Genomic DNA, 18,962 nt, shown 5'->3' with positions numbered 1-18,962 from the left:
AAATTGTGTTTTTATTGAGCAATAAAAGCGATATACTTTAAGCATAAAAGCTTCTACAATGCCGAAAATCTGGCAGGTTATACCATCTTCTGAGTTTTGTTATTTCATATGAAAAATCTCTCTATATTTTTCCATTTTCCTTTATCTTTCATGCTATTTTTGAGTTTAACGGCATGTGGCAATCACTCATTATTATCACAAGATGATGAGGATACCATCATGAATGAAAAGCAAATTAGGCATTTGGTTCCTTCTCATGTTCGTCAAAGAGATTCATGGGCACAAGACATTGATAATATTATGGATACATTAAAAGTTGAAAAATCAAAAGAAAATGTCTGTAGTATTATTGCTATTGTAGATCAGGAGTCTAACTTTGTTGCTAATCCTCAAGTTCCTGGGTTGGGAGAAAAAGCAATTCGGGAAGTTCATCATCGTCTTGAAGAGAAGTTTACAGATAAGCTAGGGGATAAACTTGGAGGAGTAGTTGCTGTTTACTTTCAAGATGTTTTAAAGAATCAACCAACGCCAGAAAATAGCTATCTTAAACAGATGAAAAAGGTGAAAACAGAAAAAGATTTAGATATCCTATATCGTCAAATTTTTGATTATATGACGAAGCATTATCATGTGAGTGCAATAACGGGTGTTGCTAAATTTGTTGGACAAGATATTGGGGAAAGAATGAACCCAATTACGACATTAGGTTCTATGCAAGTCCAAGTTAGTTATGCGCAAGAGCATGAGCGTAATAATATGAATGTTTATCAGCTTAGAGATGACCTCTATACACAATATGGTGGTTTGTATTACGGTATTCATCGTTTAATGCTTTATCCAACAGAATATAGTAAACCAATTTATCGTTTCGCTGATTATAATTCGGGAAGGTATTCTAGTCGTAACGCAGCATTCCAGCAAATTTTAGAAAAATTAACGGGTATAGACTTATCTTTAGATGGTGACTTATTAGTATATAGTAAAGATGGTAAGCCACAGTCTACTAAAAGTCAGTCGGAAATCGCTTTGACTAAATTATTTAATGAAAGTGGAATCGTAATTACACCTAAAAAACTACGTGCTGACTTAAAAGAAGAGAAAGAGCAATCTTTCGAGAAGACGCAGACATATCTTGCTGTTCAAAAGCTATATACAGAAAAAACAGGTAAAAAAGCACCATATGCAATTATGCCTGAAGTGATTATTTCTGGACCTAAATTAAGTAAAGATTATAATACAAACTGGTATGCAACGCGTGTGAATACAAGGTATGATGCATGTATGCATCGGGTGAAAAATGTGCATTAAAAAATATGAAGAAAAACTCACTTGCCTTATTTGACTTTGATGGAACGCTTTACTTAAAAGATAGTTTTACGCGGTTTATTTTTTATGTATTGAAGTCACGCTATGTATTTAAAAAAGGTATCGCACTTATTCCATGGGTACAAAAATATTATTTAAACTTATATCCAGCATCAAAGATGAGAAAAAAGCTGTTTTATACCATGTTTGAAGGGTTTGCATTTAAGCATGTTGAGGCAGATGGTAGGAATTATGCAAAAACATTGTTAGCTGATTTAAATCCTGTTTTATTGGCTCAATTAAAGCAGCATCAAGAATTAGGTCATAAAGTAGTATTGGTTTCTGCATCTTTGGATCTATATTTAAAGCCATTATGTGATTTACTGGCCATAGATTTAATTTGTACTAGAACTGAAATTATGAATGATCATTTAACAGGTTTATATATCTCTGAAGATTGCAGTGGTGAAGAAAAAAAGAAACGAATTTTACAATCCTATCCACAAGATGAATATGAGTATGTCTATGCTTATGGAAATACTCATGAAGATTTAGCTATGCTTTCAATTGCAGATTTTCCTTTTATGGTTGGTGTGGATGAAATATTACCTTTATTGAATCGCTAGTAATGGTATGTAGTAATATTGATGTAGGATTAAATCAGATTGGAAAAATACAAGATAAATTTGATATTTAGAATAATATGGTGACATGTTTTTATTGTGGATCTAGGTGATTTAATGAGATATAAAAATCTGGACTTATAGGTTCTTTGGAGGGTGGTGGTTTCTATTTGATTGTACTTTGTATGTAAAATAATCTGAAACGACGAAACAATTTCCTATAAAATCTATGTTTTTTAAGCATAACTGTTATACTGTGCCGTTATTAAGATTTTATTTTTTTGCACATCATGGGTACTTTGCTAAATAAGTACGTGATTGTGTACATATATTTTGAGTGATCCATGGCTGTAACTAAAAAATCTGTAAAAATCAGTAATATACGAAACTTTTCCATTATTGCACACATCGACCACGGTAAATCTACTTTGGCCGATCGCTTTATTCAAATGTGTGGTGCGCTTCAAGATCGTGAAATGCAGTCGCAGTTTTTGGATTCAATGGATCTAGAGCGAGAACGTGGCATCACGATTAAAGCAGCCTCAGTTACGTTGTATTATACTCATCCTAAAAATGGCGAAGAGTATCAGTTAAATTTTATTGATACTCCAGGGCATGTCGATTTTTCATATGAAGTTTCTCGCTCCCTTGCAGCTTGTGAGGGTGCTTTACTTGTTGTAGATGCTGCACAAGGTGTCGAAGCACAATCTGTCGCCAACTGTTATACGGCAATCGATCAAGGCTTAGAAGTACTTCCAGTCTTGAATAAAATTGACTTGCCTCAAGCAGAGCCTGAACGTGTCATTCATGAAATTGAAGAAATTATTGGTGTAGAGGCAACAAATGCGCCAACCTGCTCAGCAAAAACAGGGATGGGTGTTGAAAGTGTTCTAGAAACCTTAGTTGATGTTATTCCTGCACCGCAAGGCGATCGTGAAGCAGATTTACAAGCGTTGATTGTCGACTCATGGTTTGATAACTATTTGGGCGTTGTTTCCTTAGTACGTGTAAAACAAGGTCGTATTAAGAAAGGCGATAAAATGCTAATTAAATCGACAGGACAGTCTCATATTGTGACTTCTGTAGGTGTATTTAGTCCAAAGCATACAGAAACTGGTATGCTAGAAGCTGGTGAGGTTGGCTTTGTTATCGCAGGGATTAAAAATATTTTTGGTGCACCTGTGGGTGATACAATTACATTAATTTCTACGCCTGATGTTCCATCATTGCCTGGTTTTAAAAAGGTTAAGCCGCAAGTTTATGCTGGACTTTTCCCAATTGATGCAAGTGACTTTGAACCATTCCGTGAAGCATTGCAAAAACTACAAATTAACGATTCAGCATTATTTTTTGAGCCTGAAAGTTCTGATGCGTTAGGCTTTGGTTTCCGTTGTGGATTCTTAGGCATGCTACACATGGAGATTGTACAAGAGCGTTTAGAGCGTGAGTATAATCTCGATATTATTACATCTGCACCAACTGTAATTTATGAAGCAGTAACGAAATCTGGTGAGACGATCAATATTGATAGCCCTTCAAAAATGCCCGATGGTGGTACAGTTGAAGACTTACGTGAACCAATTGCAGAATGTCATATCTTAGTTCCAAAAGAATATTTAGGAAATGTAATTACATTGTGTATCGAACGTCGTGGTATTCAAAAGGATATGAAGTACTTAGGTAATCAAGTTTCATTGACATTTGATGTGCCAATGGCTGAAGTCGTTATGGACTTCTTTGACCGTTTGAAGTCGTGTTCACGTGGTTTTGCATCTCTAGATTACAATTTTGTTCGTTTCCAAAGCTCAAGCCTTGTAAAGGTAGATGTGTTAATTAATGGTGATAAAGTTGATGCATTAGCAATGATTTGTCATCGCAATGAAGCACGCCATCGTGGTAATGCACTAGTCGAAAAAATGAAAGAGTTAATACCTCGTCAAATGTTTGATGTTGCCATTCAAGCGGCGATAGGTGCACAAATTATTGCACGCTCAACAGTGAAGGCAATGCGTAAGAACGTGTTGGCAAAATGTTATGGTGGTGATGTTTCACGTAAGAAAAAATTGCTGTCTAAGCAAAAAGAAGGTAAAAAACGTATGAAGCAAGTGGGAAGTGTTGAAATTCCACAAGAAGCTTTCTTAGCAGCATTACAAGTTGATAAAAAATAAGGTTTAAAAGTTCATGGATTTTGATTTTAATTTAATCCTCGTTCCCGTTACTTTAATTCTATTTATTGTATGGTTACTTGATAAGTTTGTATTTAGACAACGAGAAGCTAAAGGACGTGGTAATGAAAATTTTGTCATTACATGGGCTTATGATTTTTGGCCAGTACTCGCTGTAGTACTGGTTTTACGCTCTTTTTTCTTTGAGCCGTTTAATATTCCTTCTGACTCTATGGTTCCTACTTTAGAGACAGGAGATTATATTTTAGTAAATAAGTTTGATTATGGTATTCGTTTGCCACTTGCAAACACGAAAGTGATTAATGTAGGTGAACCAGAGCGTGGTCAAGTTTTTGTATTTCGTTATCCATTGCAACCAAGTATTAGTTATATTAAGCGAGTTGTTGGTTTACCTGGCGATCACATTCAGTATCATAACAATACGCTTTATATTAACGGACAACAAATTGCGTCAACGGCAACGCCATTTGCACGTGAAAAAGATAGTTTATCTTCTTTTAAAGCGAATTACACTTTGGAAACACTTGGTAATCATCAACATTGGGTACGTCATTTAGCAGACAGAAACCCACTGATTGAACAGTTTAATTATGCAATGAGTACTGGTAATCAATCACTCATTCCTTTTGTTGCAAAAGCAAATCAGACTTTCATAAAAAGTGATGGTAATGATTGGGAAGTAACCGTACCTCAAGGTCATTACTTCGCAATGGGTGATAACCGCGATGAAAGTTCTGATAGTCGTTTCTGGGGATTTGTGCCAGAAGAAAATCTGATTGGTCGAGCAGTCTATATTTGGATGCATAAAGAGCCTGGCTTACATCTACCAAGTTTTTCTAGAAATGGTACAATCAAGTAATTACTGTTAGAGTATCAAAATCGCCTATTTCTATTTTATGTTGAATGCTTAAAATAGAAATTTGTGGTTTTAGGCTGTTAGCTAAATGTAGTGGTAGAATGAGTATAAAACTCTTTTATGTAAAAGGTTAATTTAGATATTTGTATTAAATACTCAAAACCATTACAAAAGTATTAAGGACATAAAGCATTCGCTTTTAAGTATTCATTATTTAACCATCGAGAAAAGTTTTGACCAAAGGACAGTCCAAGCTAAATAATCAGCGTTTAGCTTTACAAATTGGTTATGAGTTTAAAAATACTGAGTTATTAAAACTTGCGTTAACCCATAGATCTGTAAGTCATAAGTATAATTATGAGCGTCTAGAGTTCTTAGGTGACTCATTGTTAGGTATGATTATCGCAAACTACTTATATCATACTTATCCTTATGAAAACGAAGGGCGCTTGACGCGTATGCGAGCAAGTTTAGTAAGACAAGAAGCTCTAGGGAAAATTGCAAACGATTTGAAACTTAGTCCGTATATGATTATGAGTACTGGAGAATTGAAATCTGGTGGTCATCATCGTGAGTCTATATTGGCAGATACTGTTGAAGCCATTATTGGTGCGATTTATGTAGATTGTGAAAGTCTCGATTTTCTTAAAAAAATCGTTCTAACTTGGTACAAACCTTATTTAGAACATATTGAGCCAACAGATCAACTCAAAGATCCTAAATCTAGGTTACAAGAGTACTTACAGGCACGTAAAAAACCTTTACCAATCTATGAAGTTACGGATATTCAAGGAGATGCACCAAATCAACACTTTAAAGTGGTTTGTCGTGTAGAGGATTTTACTGTAACAGAAGGGCAAGGTAGTAGTCGTCGGTTTGCAGAGCAAGCAGCTGCGGCTGAAATTTTGAAATTATTGGAGCAAAAAACTGCATGACAATGTCATCCGATCAGAACCATGATGATAACAATGCACCATCTGAAAAACATGATTTAATTGATCAGTTTTTTAGTTCACAGAATATTGAAATTCCTGCTGATTTTAAGAGTGGGTTTGTTGCTATTGTGGGCAGACCAAATGTTGGTAAGTCAACATTGATGAATCACTTGTTAGGGCAGAAGCTTTCAATTACTTCACGTAAGCCGCAAACAACACGTCATAAAATTGTAGGTATAGATACACGAGAGAAATCTCAGGCAGTTTATGTAGATACGCCGGGAATGCATAAAAAAGAAGTGCGTGCCATCAATAAAATGATGAATCGTGCCGCAAACTCTGCATTACGTGATGTGAATCTAGTTTTATTCGTAGTTGATGGGCACAAGTGGACTCAAAATGATGAGCTTGTATTAGAAAAGCTACAAGATGCAGAAATGCCTGTAATCTTGGTAATCAATAAAATTGATACATTAGAAGATCGTAAGATGCTTCTACCATTGATTCAAGAGCGTACAAAGTTAATGAACTTTGTGGAAATTGTTCCAGTTTCTGCACTACGTGGTGCAAATCTTGAACATTTGCGTGATACTATTGAAAAGTATTTACCATTTTCACAACCATTATATTCTTTTGATCAGGTAACCGATCGTTCTGAGCGTTTTTTAGCGAGTGAAATTATTCGTGAAAAAATTATGCGCCAATTGGGTGAAGAGTTACCATATGACTTAACAGTTCAGATTGAAACATTTAAAACGGAAGAACCTATTTTAAATGAAAAAACTGGTAAGCTTAAACCTGCTTGTACTTATATTGATGCAACAATTTTTGTAGATCGTTCTGGACAAAAAGCAATTGTAATTGGTGATAAAGGTACAAAGCTTAAAAAGATTGGTATGGAAGCACGCTTCGACATGGAAAAAATGTTTGAGCAGAAAATCATGCTAACATTATGGGTTAAAGTTAAAGGTGGTTGGTCAGATGATGAACGTGCTTTAAAAAGCTTAGGTTATAGTGATATATAAATTATAAGTAAAATAGGTGAAGTCATGACAAAATGGGTATGTTTAATTGCAACGATGCTGTTGTTGCAAGGTTGTATACAAGTGTTGTGACTTTACCTGTTAAAGTAGCATATAAAACGACAAAAGGTGTTGTGAAAGGAACAACAGCAGTCGTTAAGGCTGCTATACCAAATGGTGATGACGATAAGAAAGATTAAATGCGGAATGAGACTTTACATGGATATGTAATCCACTACCGTAAATATAGAGAACGTAGCCATATTGTACATTTATTTAGTGAGGAATATGGTCGAATAGATGGTGTATTAAGACGTTCTTTACCTCCTTTATTTCAACCTATACAGCTTTTAGCCTCAGGAAAGTCCGAACTTAAAAATTTTAATCAGCTTGAAATTGAAAATAAACCAATATTTTTTCAAGGCGATGCATATTTTTGTGGTTTCTATTTAAATGAAATACTTTTGAAACTTTGTTTATTAGAAGAGGCAATGCCGAAAACATACCTTCAATATCATTATACAATATACCAGTTACAATCTTTAGCAAGTCAGTCTCAAAAATCTTTGTTTATACGTCAATTACTTAGGAAGTTTGAGTATACTTTACTTGAAGAGTTAGGTTATAGGTTAGATTTTTCAGTAGATGCATTAGGGAAAAAGATTCTTTCTGATAAAAATTATATATTTAGCCTAAGCGATGGGTTTATAATATCAAATGAAACTACGGGAACATTTTTAGGTGATCATATATTGTCCATGACATCATACGATTTTAAAAATGACTTCAATTTATGCCAATTACAATTTCTGAACCAGTTTCACAGACAGTTAATAACATCTTTACTTGGTGATCGACCTTTAAAAAGTCGCCAATTATGGATTCAACATCATCAACTTCAAATTAAATAGGAATATTTATGTCTATCTTACTCGGCGTTAATATTGATCATGTTGCAACCTTAAGACAGGCGAGAGGTACAGCATATCCCGATCCTGTTGAAGCTGCTTTACTTTGTGAAGAAGCAGGTGCAGAGGGTATTACTTTACACTTAAGAGAAGATCGTCGTCATATCCAAGATGATGATGTTAGACGTATGCGTTCAAAATTAAAAACACGTATGAATCTTGAGTTAGCTGTAACAGATGAAATGGTTGAATTTGCTAAAGAAATTAAACCTGAGCATATTTGTTTTGTACCTGAACGTCGTCATGAGCTAACTACTGAAGGTGGATTGGATGTCGTATCCCAGTTAGAAAAAGTTAGAGCTGCAACACAGGTACTTAAAGAGGCTGGCTGTGATGTGTCATTGTTTATTGATGCAGATGAGAAGCAAATAGATGCTGCAATAGCGTGCGGTGCACCTACTATAGAGTTGCATACTGGTGCTTATGCTGATGCAGAAACTGATGAACAGCAATATACAGAGTTACAACGTATTATACATGCTACAAAATATGCAGCAGAAAAAGGTCTAATCGTAAATGCGGGTCATGGTCTAAATTTAAAAAATGTGGGGCCTATTGCAAGAATACCAGAGATAAATGAGTTGAATATTGGTCATTCGATTATTGCTGAGAGTGTTTTTCTAGGATTAACAACAGCGGTTTCTCAAATGAAGGCAGCAATTCTAGCTGAGAGATGAGTAAATATGTCAACCGTAAATTTTGATCAATTAATGCAACCTGTTATTCAATTTCTTGGATGTGAAACACCGAAAGCATGGCTTGATAAGGCAACAAATAACTTAGAGTTGTTAATGCAAGATCATGCAAACTGTGAAAAGAAAGCAGCCGGTACAGCAATGAATCTTATGTTTCGCTATAGCTTTTTTACAGATTTACAAGTCAAGCTAGCACAACTTGTACGTGAGGAAATGCTTCACTATGAACAAGTTTTAGGTTTAATGAAGCAGCGTGGACAAGAATGGAAAGCTTTAAGTGCAGGTCGTTATGCAGCAGGGCTTAGAAAAGATATTCGTACATATGAACCTGAAGCATTGGTTGATATTTTAATTGTTGGTGCTTTTGTAGAAGCCCGTTCATGTGAGCGATTTTATGCTTTATCGCCGTTAGTTGATGATGAGTTAGGGCGTTATTATCGTTATTTGCTTAAATCTGAGTCACGACATTATGAAGACTATCTTGCTTTAGCGATGGATGTTGCTAAAACAGCAAAGATGAAGAATCCTGAAGAAGACATTCGTGATCGTATTGCGCACTTTAGAGAGGTCGAAAAAAATCTAATTTTACAGCCTGATACAGTTCTTAGGTTTCATAGTGGAATACCTAAAAAAGCCGAGTAGTTACTCGGCTTTTTATCTTAAAATAAAAAAGCCCACATTTGTACAGTGGGCTTTTTGATATTTGGCTCTCCAACCTGGGCTCGAACCAGGGACCTGCGGATTAACAGTCCGTCGCTCTACCGACTGAGCTATTGGAGAATCTGTAGGCCATTATATAGATAATTTACTTTAGGTCAATGTAAACATAGAGATTTTTATTAAAAATATGTGTGAATGTATTTTATTTAAACATTGGTGAGTCAGTTATGAAAAATATTTGCATACTTATCTTAAATATTGGTAAAGTACGCGCAGTAATAAAACAAGTGTTTCAATTTTGATTGAAACAGTGTGGATTTAATCTAACTTGCCAGCACTAAAATGGCTAAAATGGAGAATAGCTTCTTATGTATAATTTAACAGTCCAATCTATTTTTGATAATATAGATTCATATAAAAGAAATTATATTCATATTCTTAAAAAACCTGAACAATATTATCAGTTGGTAGAGTGTGCATCTATAAAATTTTCAATTGTGAGTGATCAGAAGCTATATTTAGGCGATTTATTACAGCTTTGGTTTGGTCATAAGTGGACCTCTTCATTTGTAAAAAACTTACAAAGTCTTGATCATGATTTTTGGTATAATAATTCAACTATTGTGGATGAAGATTTTTACATTTATTCGTTAAAATATGATCAAAAAATAAAGAAAGTGGTTGCAACTGCATGGTTGGAAGATTTAAAAAGAGAAACTTGTCTTGAGCTAAATAAAGATTGCCTACCTTTTTATCTTAGTTTTATCGCATTAGAAAGACCAAGCCATATCTGATATTAAAAATGAGCACTATTCTGTGCTCATGTCTATGTATTTTAATTGCTCTTTAATTGCTTGTATAAACCATGTTCAATAAGGTGTAGACGTAGTATTCTACGTAATTCGAGTACAGCTTCAGGAGTTTCTTGAATGGAATGTCCTCCATGCACAATCTTTTCTGATTCAGCACCTGCAAGATGTGCGCTTTTGTAAGGTACAATACCATCACTAATTATATTAGGATCTGTACTAGGGGTAATATTTCCAATAACAGAATGATATTTTAGTCCAGACTTAGGCATAATATTTTCTGTTAATAACATAAACTTTGATTTATAGCTCAGGTCACTTGGTCCATTTTGTATAAGTCCATTATCAACAATTTTAATAAATTCTTTAGGGCTAATTTCGCCTTGAAATGAGTCGGCAACTGCCCCTAAGAAGGCTCCTGGAAGACGAATAACTTTACGTGCTGCGCGGGTAAACCAGCGGTCTGCATATTCTGTTCCTCGGTGAGGTGTTGCTAGGAAAATAGCACGATCAAAATTATTAATAGAGTGCATTTGTAGACGCTCTAAAACGATAGGGTCTTTATTATGCTTACTTAGTTGTTTTGATTTGATAAGTTTAAATGCATTTTGGCTAATATCTGTATTACTTACCAATAAGCGAGAAATGACTCCCCCCATACTATGCCCAATAAGTACTGCATCTTTTGCAGAAGGAGAGTTTTGATCTAACTGTCCAAATGCTTGGGTAATAAGTGCATAAATTTGATAACGGCTTTCAATCATTGGCATATTGGTTGAATAAAATATTTGCCAAACTTGGTAATGTTCTCGAAGAACTTTATCACCCATAATATCGTTTGTCAGTCGAACCCATGCTTCAGGGCTACTTGCAAGTCCATGTACTAAGACAATAATTTTTTTATTAGGATTATATGGTTCAAGCATATAAAGATGAGGCATGATAATTTGTTGATCTCTATCAATTAAAGATAGGTATGCAGCTCGACCTAAATTGTTATTTGCAAGCCAAAGACCATAAGGTGCAGAGAAATTTGCTGCAAGAGGATAGGATTGATTCTCAACAGTAATGCTTTCTTTTTGATAAGGGTCATAAAGCTTTATAAGTAGAGGTGCATTTGTCAACAGAGCATCGAGACTTGTATGTTCTTTAGGTTCAATAGCAATTGTTGTTGCTAAATATTGTGGTGGATGAATGTTTGGGTTTGCCGTATCTTTAAATGTATGATGCAATGGATCAAGGATATATTTATTCTCTTCAGGCATTTTAGGCATAGGAAGTACAGTAACAAATTCTGATCCAAAACCATCACGGCGATTAATTGAGCGTAATCCTGAGAAATTTAAGTTATAGCTTGATATAAAGTCTTCAATTTTATGATTTTGAAATTCAGGGTAGTCTGAAAAATCTATAATGTATTGATTATTTCCAATTTTGAAACTTTCATTTGATGTATTTGCTGGTCGTTGTGTAGATGAAAGCATCAATAATTTTGCGGTTGCCTGATTATAAAAGTCACGAACTTGGACTTGTCTATTATCGAAAATACGTTGGTTAGGTTGTCTTTCTGTTTTAAATAAGTATGCATAACTATAGCGGATACTGTGATCAAGCATTAGCAGCTCTTCATTAATACATTGGTTTTGCGCCGTTAATTTTTCTTTTTGTCTATCTGTTAGTACATTATTTTCTTTTATTTTTGATTTGCAGGCTGAGGTTTTTTCTAACGACATTGCTTTTGCGAGATATAACTCGCTTGCTGTTGAGAAAAACTGTTCATTTGGAACTTGTGGAATCTGTTTAATATCTTTTAAACATGAAGTTGGATCATTCATGCAAATCTTAGACTCTCTACCTGTCATAGAAAGTACATTTAAGCTTGCCTCACTGAGTTTATCATGTGTCAGTATGCTATCACGCTCATTGGTAATAGTAATATTAAATGCTTGCTGTTTTACACTAACAGTTTGACAGCCTCCAAAAGTAATTGTTGTAAGTACAAGCGATGATATGATGTATTGATATTTCGCTGTAAAATTAAGCATAAAGTTGAATAAGGAGATAAATAATTTATGGAATATACGCCAAATTGTAAAAAAATTAAATATAAAAGGCTACTCAATGGTAGCCTTATAATAGAGAGTAATAATATTTAGTGTCTAGTATCTACCTTTTTTCATGTCTGCAAGATTTTCCCAAACATTTGTACGACCTTGTGTTTGAATCTCTTTAATTAAACGATCGACAACTTGCGTTTCTTCAGGGTATTTTAATTTATAATTACGTAAGGTTGTAATTGCATTTTTATTGTGCTCTAAGTAAAGGTAATTATTTGCAGCAGATAGATATGCTTCTTGAACACCACCTTTAATTGCTTTATCTAAGTAGGGAATTGCCTCGCGCTGACCACCACCTTCAGATAAGTTAAATCCAAACCAAAAGTTTACTAAAGGATCATTTGGATTGATTTTTAATAAACGTTGACCGTAAGTTAATGACTTGGTTGTAAATTGTGGTCCTAAATCTAAGTTGCGTGCGAGCACACTCGTTTTAAAAGCACGTAATAAGATATCATAAGATGCATTGTCTTTATCTGCGTATTTATCTAATTCTTGACTTGTTTGTAATAGCTTTCTTTCAAAACCACGTCTGACATTTTTACTTTCAAATTGAGGTGGGTAATGGCGTGCTTGACCTTCAACCATTTGAATGAAGTCATCTATGGCTGTGACATCTAACTGATCGTGACCTGCTAAAGGTGCATAAATCATTTCAGAGTTTTTAACATCAATTGTTGGAATAATAAGATGGTTTACATCAAGTGTAACTGTCTTGGACGGATCTTGTTGGCTTGTAACAACCATTTTAGTTACAGGTTGAGCATCTGCTTTTTTTAAGTCCATTTCAAATTTTGATGGTGCATCATAGTCACTTGGATTAAGTGCGTAAAATGGTTTTGGTAATGCTGGTTCTTTAAAAATAACAGGTTGCTGAGTTTCGGTATTGGGTTCTGTTGTATGTGTATTATTATTTTTAGATGGGGTGATTGTACTACATGCAGATAATACAGAAGCTGTAATTAGTGTTGTTGCCAATACTTTAAATTTCATGAGTATGTCCGATATCAATATTGTTGTTGAAAGTTATTTAGCATGAGTCTAATGTAAAAGAAAATATTCATGCAATGTAAAGCATGTAACAAAGTTAAACTTTTGATTGCTGATTGTATGATTCACACTCACGTCGCACATTTTCTAAAATTTTTAACTCTTCTTGACTTAAAGGTGGAAGGTTTTGTGACTCTTTTTTGTAAGTCGGATCGAGTAAAGATAATCGTTGGCATAAAGTATTCATACGGTTTTCATTTTGCTGTAATCGGTCTAAGAGTACTCGCATTCCATCAAGAATAGGGTCCTTATAATCTGTAGATGTACCGTATTGCTGAAAACCAATACTTTTTGCATAGTCGCGTCTACGTTTTTCTTGTTCATCTTTATTAATTTTTTTTGAGATATAACGTGCAGGGCTACCCACTGCAGTCACATCTGCAGGAACAGCTTTAGTTACTACTGTATTTGACCCAATTTTAGCATTTTTCCCAACGGTAAATGGCCCTAAAATTTTAGCACCAGCACCAACAATAACGCCATCTTCAAGTGTGGGGTGTCGTTTTCCTTTATTCCATGTTGTTCCACCTAGGGTAACACCATGATATAGCGTAACATCATTGCCTATTTCAGCCGTTTCACCAATTACAACGCCCATACCGTGGTCAATGAAAAAGCGACGACCAATTTTTGCACCAGGATGTATTTCTATGCCTGTTGCAAAACGGCTTATAGCTGAAAGTGTTCTTGCACTTACTTTAAATTCTTTTTTCCAAAGCTCATGAGCCATACGGTGAAAAATGAGTGCATGTATACCAGGGTATGTAACTAACACTTCTAATGTATTTCGAGCAGCTGGATCCCGTGTGAAAACTGCTTGAATATCTTCTTTAAGCTGTTTTAGCATGATCAATCCTCATTGTGATTATTATTGTTTTTCCATTTACCATGACGCATCGCTTGCACGCGGCTAAATACCCCACGTAATAGATTATATTCCATACGGTCTAATTGTATACGGCCAAATAGTCTTCTTAAACGTAGTGGTAAAAGGCGTGGATTTTGAGGGTCTAAAAACTCAATATCTTCAAGCATTTTTTCCATGTGTGGGTAGAACTCTTGCATTTGTTTTTGTGTCACAAGAGGTTCATCCCAGTCCATGTCTGCCTGATCAGTAACAGGCATTTTATCTGTTGATGTATTGGTGGTTTTAGCCGAGCAAATATTGAGTGAAGCCATACGAAGTTCATAGCATACAATTTGTATTGCTTGAGCAACATTTAATACGCCATATGCTGAATTAACAGGGATGGTCATATGAAAGTTTGCGAGTGCTAATTCTTCATTGGTAAGACCACGGTCTTCACGTCCAAATACAATAGCAACTTCTTGTTGCTGCTCTGTTATATTTTTTAATGCCAATTCAGCAGCGGGTCGAACATCTAAGAGAGGCCATGGAATAGTTCGGCTACGAGCACTTGTTCCAAATACAAGGTGACAGTCTTCAATCGCTTCTTCTAGTGTGTCTACAACTTTAATTTTATCGATTAAATCTGTTGCACCTGCGGCAAGCGCATCAATATCTGGGTGAGGATATGTTTTTGGTGCAACTAAAACAAGTTGAGAAATATCCATTGTTTTCATTGCACGTAGCGCACTGCCAATGTTTGCAGGTAAGGTTGTATTTACCATGACAATACGAATATGACCTAAATTTGAAGAAGTGCTTGATTGATCAAAGTCTTGCATGTTTTGTCCTGATAAATTAAGAGTACTGGCTAACTTCGGCATGATAAAGATCCATTGCTTTATCCATGCTCATGTTGCTAGAAGTTGGCTGTGATGGTATTTTTTCCTGTACTGCAACTTTTGCAGCTTTCGATTTCACTTGATATTCGATATGAATTGTTTCTTTACCAAAATAATCTCTGAGCTTTGCAAGTACATCATCTAAAGGTGCAATACGCCAAGCGGGAGATAGGTGAATATCTGCCGTGGCATAGTCAAAATCGACTTTAAATAACAGTGGAATATGCTGACACATATCAACATTACAGAAAGGTTGAATGAGGTTTTTTAATTCGTTGGCAAAAGTTGATGTCATTAAGTTCGAGTTGAGCTTAATTTGAATATGTTGGGCACGTTTTTGACGAATTTCGTTTAAGCTAAATGCTTTTGAAAGGCGAGCCATTGGGCGGTCAAAGCCTTCACGCTCATATATTTCACCTTCCATGACAACGACATGATCTACTTGTATAATTTCTTTAAAACGTTGGAAGCGTTCATGGTTACAACTAATTTCTAAACGTGAAGTTCCATCATCTAATGTAATGAGGACACGATTGGGAAAGTTTGCAACATCTAAAACTAAACCTGCAAAAATAGTAGTTTGACCACGCCGTGTTGGGGTGATTTCATTTAATTTCGCTTGAATAAAAAATTTAAGTTCAGGGCGGTAAACATCGATAGGATGACCTGTCAGATAAAGACCTAGAGTATCTTTTTCTCCTTTTAGACGAATTTCATCTGCCCATGGTTTTACAGGTTTGGCAGGTTTTCTTTGAACTTCTTCAACTTCGCCAAATAAGTCCATAATACCTGTTTCACGGTTTTGTCGTGCTTGCTCGGCAGCTTGAACAGCTTCAGGCAGTTGTGCCATGAGGCTTGAGCGCTCTATACCTAGGCAGTCTAATGCACCTGCACGAATGAGTGCTTCTAAAGTTCTCTTATTAATTTTTTTGAGGTCGATACGATGGCAGAAGTCAAATAAATCTTGGTAAAGTCCATTCTTTTCACGTGACTCAATGACTGACTGCATAGCTTGTTCGCCAACACCTTTAATCGCACCTAATCCGTAAACGATGGTTTGGGCATCAATGGCATGGAAGCGATAAATGGATTGGTTGATAGATGGTGGCAGTACCGTTAACTTATTGTTGCGACAGTCATCAATAAGGAAAACAACACTGTCGGTATCTTGCATTTCTGATGTCATGACAGCTGCCATGAATTCCGCAGGGTAGTGTGCTTTTAGCCATGCTGTATGGTATGCAACAAGTGCATAAGCTGCTGCATGTGATTTATTGAAACCATAACCTGCGAACTTTTCCATAAAGTCAAAGATATGGTTTGCTGTTGCTTCATCTATATCTTTTTCTGCTGCACCTTTTAAGAAAATTTGGCGTTGTTTTACCATTTCTTCAGGTTTCTTTTTACCCATCGCACGGCGTAGTAGATCTGCTCCACCAAGTGTATAACCTGCGCAGAGCTGTGCAGCTTGCATCACCTGTTCTTGATAGACCATGATACCGTAGGTAGGTTCGAGTACACCTTCAAGAAGAGGGTGGAGATACTCAAATTCACCGCCATGCATACGATGTATGAAGTCGGGGATAAGATCCATAGGACCTGGTCTATATAAAGAAACGAAGGCAATAATTTCTTCAAATTTACTTGGACGTGCCTCTTTTAGCATGCGCTTCATACCTACAGATTCAAATTGGAATACTGCGGTAGTGTTGGCTTCAGCAAAGATCTTATAAGCTTTGCTATCATCTAATGGCACATTTGAAATATTGAGTGGTGTAGCACTTTGGATGCGTTTATTAATATTTTGAACTGCATCTTCAATCACGGTAAGGTTACGCAGTCCTAAAAAGTCAAATTTAACCAAGCCTGCGGATTCAACATCATCTTTGTCGTACTGTGCAACACGGTTAGTTCCATCTGCATCGGACAGTACAGCAGAGAAATCGGTAATTTTTCCGGGTGCAATAACAACACCACCTGCATGTTTACCCGTATTTCGAGTAATACCTTCGAGTTTAAGTGCCATTTCCCAAATTTCACTTGCATCGTCATTATCAGGGTTCGATGGGTTGGTTACAATATCTTTAAGCTGTGGTTCCATATCTATAGCAGTTGCTAAATCTACCCCAAGAGGCTTAGTGGGAACCATTTTAGAAATACGATCTGCCAGACCATAAGACTTTCCAAGTACACGTGCGACATCACGGATAGCACCTTTAGCAGCCATTGTTCCAAAAGTTGCAATTTGTGATACAGCATCACGACCATAATGACGTGCGACATAATCAATAACTCGGTCACGTCCGCTGATACAGAAGTCAACATCAAAGTCAGGCATTGAAACACGTTCAGGGTTTAAGAATCGTTCAAAAAGTAAGTCATAGCGTAAAGGGTCTAGATCTGTGATTTTTAAACTAAAAGCGACCAGTGAGCCTGCACCTGAACCACGCCCTGGACCAACTGGAACGCCGTTATTCTTTGCCCATTGAATGAAGTCCATGACGATAAGAAAGTAACCTGGGAAACCCATATTTAGAATAATGCCAACTTCATAGGCAATACGTTCATCATAAGGTTTTCTGATGTTTGGCCAATCTTCATCACGCTCTTCAACAGGATAAAGTTGATTTAATCGCTCTTCTAAACCTTCTTTAGATAGGTGCTCAAAGTAGGTATCAATGGTAAAGCCTTCAGGAATTGGGTATTCAGGTAAGAAGTATTTACCAAGCTGTAAACTGACATTGCAGCGTTTCGCAATTTCTACACTATTTTGAATGGCGCTTGGAATATCCGAAAATAGTGCTGTCATTTCCTCAGCAGTTTTGAAGTATTGTTCTGCACTATATGTGCGAGGTCGTCTTTGGTCTGCAAGTACATAGCCATCGGCAATACAGACGCGCGCCTCATGGGCTTCAAAGTCAGTCTCTTTTAAGAAGTGAACGTCATTGTGTGCGACAACCCCAACGTTATATTTTGCAGCTAGTTTTGTCGCTTCTGCAATAAACAATTCTTCATTTGGTCGTTGTGTGCGTGTAATCGCAAAGTAAACCCGATTACCAAATTTCGAATGCCATTCTTGAAATAGAGGTTCTGCTTTTTGAGGGTTAGAGGAGCAAAGTAATTGCCCAATATCACTATTGATACCAAGTAATACAATAAGATCTTCTTGTTGTTCTAAAATCCATTCTTTTTTGATGCAGGGAATATCTAATTGTTGTCCCTCAATAAATCCTCTTGAAAGAATTTCTGTGAGATTAAGCCAACCTTTATTCGATATTGCCAGCAATATTGCTTTGTGTTCAGCATCTTCGAGTCGAACTGTTGTCCCTAAAATTGGCTTGATGCCGTTGTTTTGACATGCCTTGAAAAATTTAACCGCTGCATGAATATTCGAAAGGTCTGTCAAGGCCAATGCGGGCATTTCTTCCTTAACCGCAGTTTTAATTAGTTCAGGTATACGAACAATTGATTCAGTAATTGAAAACTCTGTGTGGATACCAAGGTGAACAAACTGCATTAACGATTCCTTTTATTCAATCAGATTGTATTTTAGCACTGAATGGTACAAATAGATGATTTGCATCTATCAAAAAGTAGGCAATAGAAAGTATTTGATAATGATATATCTAATTTCTAAGTTTGCATCAACATTGAAAAAAATATGGGTATATAGAAAGTAATAAAGATGAAGTTGGCTTTGCTATTTTTTTGGGGGAGATGTAGTACACCTCTTGCGAAATAAAAATTAGCCTTTATAAATCTTGTATATGAGATATGGACATTTAAAAAGATATTTTGATACATAGTTCAAAAGATTGGTGGTATGCCTAAAGAGCTATTTTCAGGAATGGTTTCTGCCAGTCGTGATGCAGAATTACAAAAACATAGGCATGGTCGTCGCCATAGTTTAAGTTTGGAACATAAATTAATACTATATACTCGCGCAGCTTTCACTCTCTGCATCTTATGAGGTTGCATAAAGAATAT

General features: G+C 35.9%; 15 protein-coding genes, 1 tRNA gene and 1 pseudogene. 11 read left to right on the top strand and 6 right to left on the bottom strand.

Annotated features, from left to right (window positions below; translation table 11 throughout):
* The first annotated feature begins 108 nt into the window (after positions 1-108).
* The 10 genes and pseudogenes from AC1MPL_RS08615 (at position 109) to AC1MPL_RS08570 (ending at position 9,232) form a co-directional block, all read left to right on the top strand.
* The gene (locus AC1MPL_RS08615) at positions 109-1,308 is read left to right on the top strand and encodes a DUF1615 domain-containing protein (RefSeq protein WP_479765435.1); all 1,200 of its coding nucleotides are present in this window, start codon (positions 109-111) and stop codon (positions 1,306-1,308) included.
* Positions 1,278-1,931, top strand: coding sequence for an HAD-IB family hydrolase (locus tag AC1MPL_RS08610; protein WP_479765433.1), 654 nt, complete (start codon positions 1,278-1,280; stop codon positions 1,929-1,931). The genes AC1MPL_RS08615 and AC1MPL_RS08610 overlap by 31 nt, the downstream gene beginning before the upstream one ends.
* Before the next feature lie 341 nt (positions 1,932-2,272).
* Positions 2,273-4,096 (top strand): translation elongation factor 4, encoded by a 1,824-nt coding sequence (lepA, locus tag AC1MPL_RS08605; protein WP_479765431.1) that lies wholly within the window; start codon positions 2,273-2,275, stop codon positions 4,094-4,096.
* Between the two features lie 13 nt (positions 4,097-4,109).
* Positions 4,110-4,973: a signal peptidase I gene (gene lepB / locus AC1MPL_RS08600; RefSeq protein WP_479765430.1), complete on the top strand. Its 864-nt coding sequence runs from the start codon at positions 4,110-4,112 to the stop codon at positions 4,971-4,973.
* A 230-nt stretch (positions 4,974-5,203) separates the two neighbouring features.
* Positions 5,204-5,905, top strand: a complete 702-nt coding sequence (gene rnc / locus AC1MPL_RS08595; RefSeq protein WP_479765429.1) for a ribonuclease III — start codon at positions 5,204-5,206, stop codon at positions 5,903-5,905.
* 2 nt (positions 5,906-5,907) lie between these two features.
* The gene (gene era / locus AC1MPL_RS08590; protein ID WP_479766200.1) at positions 5,908-6,930 is read left to right on the top strand and encodes a GTPase Era; all 1,023 of its coding nucleotides are present in this window, start codon (positions 5,908-5,910) and stop codon (positions 6,928-6,930) included.
* A 24-nt stretch (positions 6,931-6,954) separates the two neighbouring features.
* Positions 6,955-7,127 (top strand): annotated as a pseudogene (locus AC1MPL_RS08585) (NF038104 family lipoprotein).
* Complete coding sequence (gene recO, locus AC1MPL_RS08580) at positions 7,128-7,838, top strand: DNA repair protein RecO (RefSeq protein WP_479765427.1); 711 nt, start codon at positions 7,128-7,130, stop codon at positions 7,836-7,838.
* Positions 7,839-7,846: 8 nt separating this feature from the next.
* On the top strand, positions 7,847-8,572 hold the full coding sequence (pdxJ, locus tag AC1MPL_RS08575) for a pyridoxine 5'-phosphate synthase (protein ID WP_479765426.1): 726 nt from the start codon (positions 7,847-7,849) through the stop codon (positions 8,570-8,572).
* A 6-nt stretch (positions 8,573-8,578) separates the two neighbouring features.
* Positions 8,579-9,232, top strand: coding sequence for a MiaE family protein (locus AC1MPL_RS08570; protein ID WP_479765425.1), 654 nt, complete (start codon positions 8,579-8,581; stop codon positions 9,230-9,232).
* Between the two features lie 62 nt (positions 9,233-9,294).
* On the opposite strand, the gene AC1MPL_RS08565 is transcribed toward AC1MPL_RS08570, so the two are convergent.
* Positions 9,295-9,370 (bottom strand) — tRNA-Asn (locus tag AC1MPL_RS08565).
* A 248-nt stretch (positions 9,371-9,618) separates the two neighbouring features.
* Here AC1MPL_RS08565 and AC1MPL_RS08560 point away from each other — a divergent pair.
* Positions 9,619-10,044 carry a hypothetical protein gene (locus AC1MPL_RS08560; RefSeq protein ID WP_479765424.1) on the top strand — a complete coding sequence of 142 codons (426 nt, stop codon included), beginning with the start codon at positions 9,619-9,621 and terminating at the stop codon, positions 10,042-10,044.
* A gap of 41 nt (positions 10,045-10,085) precedes the next feature.
* On the opposite strand, the gene AC1MPL_RS08555 is transcribed toward AC1MPL_RS08560, so the two are convergent.
* The 5 genes from AC1MPL_RS08555 to dnaE all read right to left on the bottom strand — a co-directional run bounded on the left by AC1MPL_RS08555 (position 10,086) and on the right by dnaE (position 18,492).
* Entirely contained in the window at positions 10,086-12,104 is a 2,019-nt protein-coding gene (locus tag AC1MPL_RS08555) for an esterase/lipase family protein (protein ID WP_479765423.1), read from the bottom strand.
* Positions 12,105-12,218: 114 nt separating this feature from the next.
* Positions 12,219-13,169 (bottom strand): ABUW_2363 family tetratricopeptide repeat lipoprotein, encoded by a 951-nt coding sequence (locus AC1MPL_RS08550; protein ID WP_479765422.1) that lies wholly within the window; start codon positions 13,167-13,169, stop codon positions 12,219-12,221.
* Between the two features lie 94 nt (positions 13,170-13,263).
* A complete protein-coding gene (cysE, locus tag AC1MPL_RS08545) occupies positions 13,264-14,073 on the bottom strand; it encodes a serine O-acetyltransferase (RefSeq protein WP_479765421.1) in 810 nt (269 codons plus the stop codon).
* A gap of 2 nt (positions 14,074-14,075) precedes the next feature.
* Complete coding sequence (locus AC1MPL_RS08540) at positions 14,076-14,915, bottom strand: RNA methyltransferase (protein WP_479766199.1); 840 nt, start codon at positions 14,913-14,915, stop codon at positions 14,076-14,078.
* 16 nt (positions 14,916-14,931) lie between these two features.
* Complete coding sequence (dnaE, locus tag AC1MPL_RS08535; protein WP_479765420.1) at positions 14,932-18,492, bottom strand: DNA polymerase III subunit alpha; 3,561 nt, start codon at positions 18,490-18,492, stop codon at positions 14,932-14,934.
* Positions 18,493-18,962: the final 470 nt, after the last annotated feature.

Source organism: Acinetobacter sp. N1-1 (genome assembly GCF_056711485.1).
Note: the sequence above shows the minus strand (reverse complement) of the source record. Positions and strands in the feature narration are given on the sequence as shown.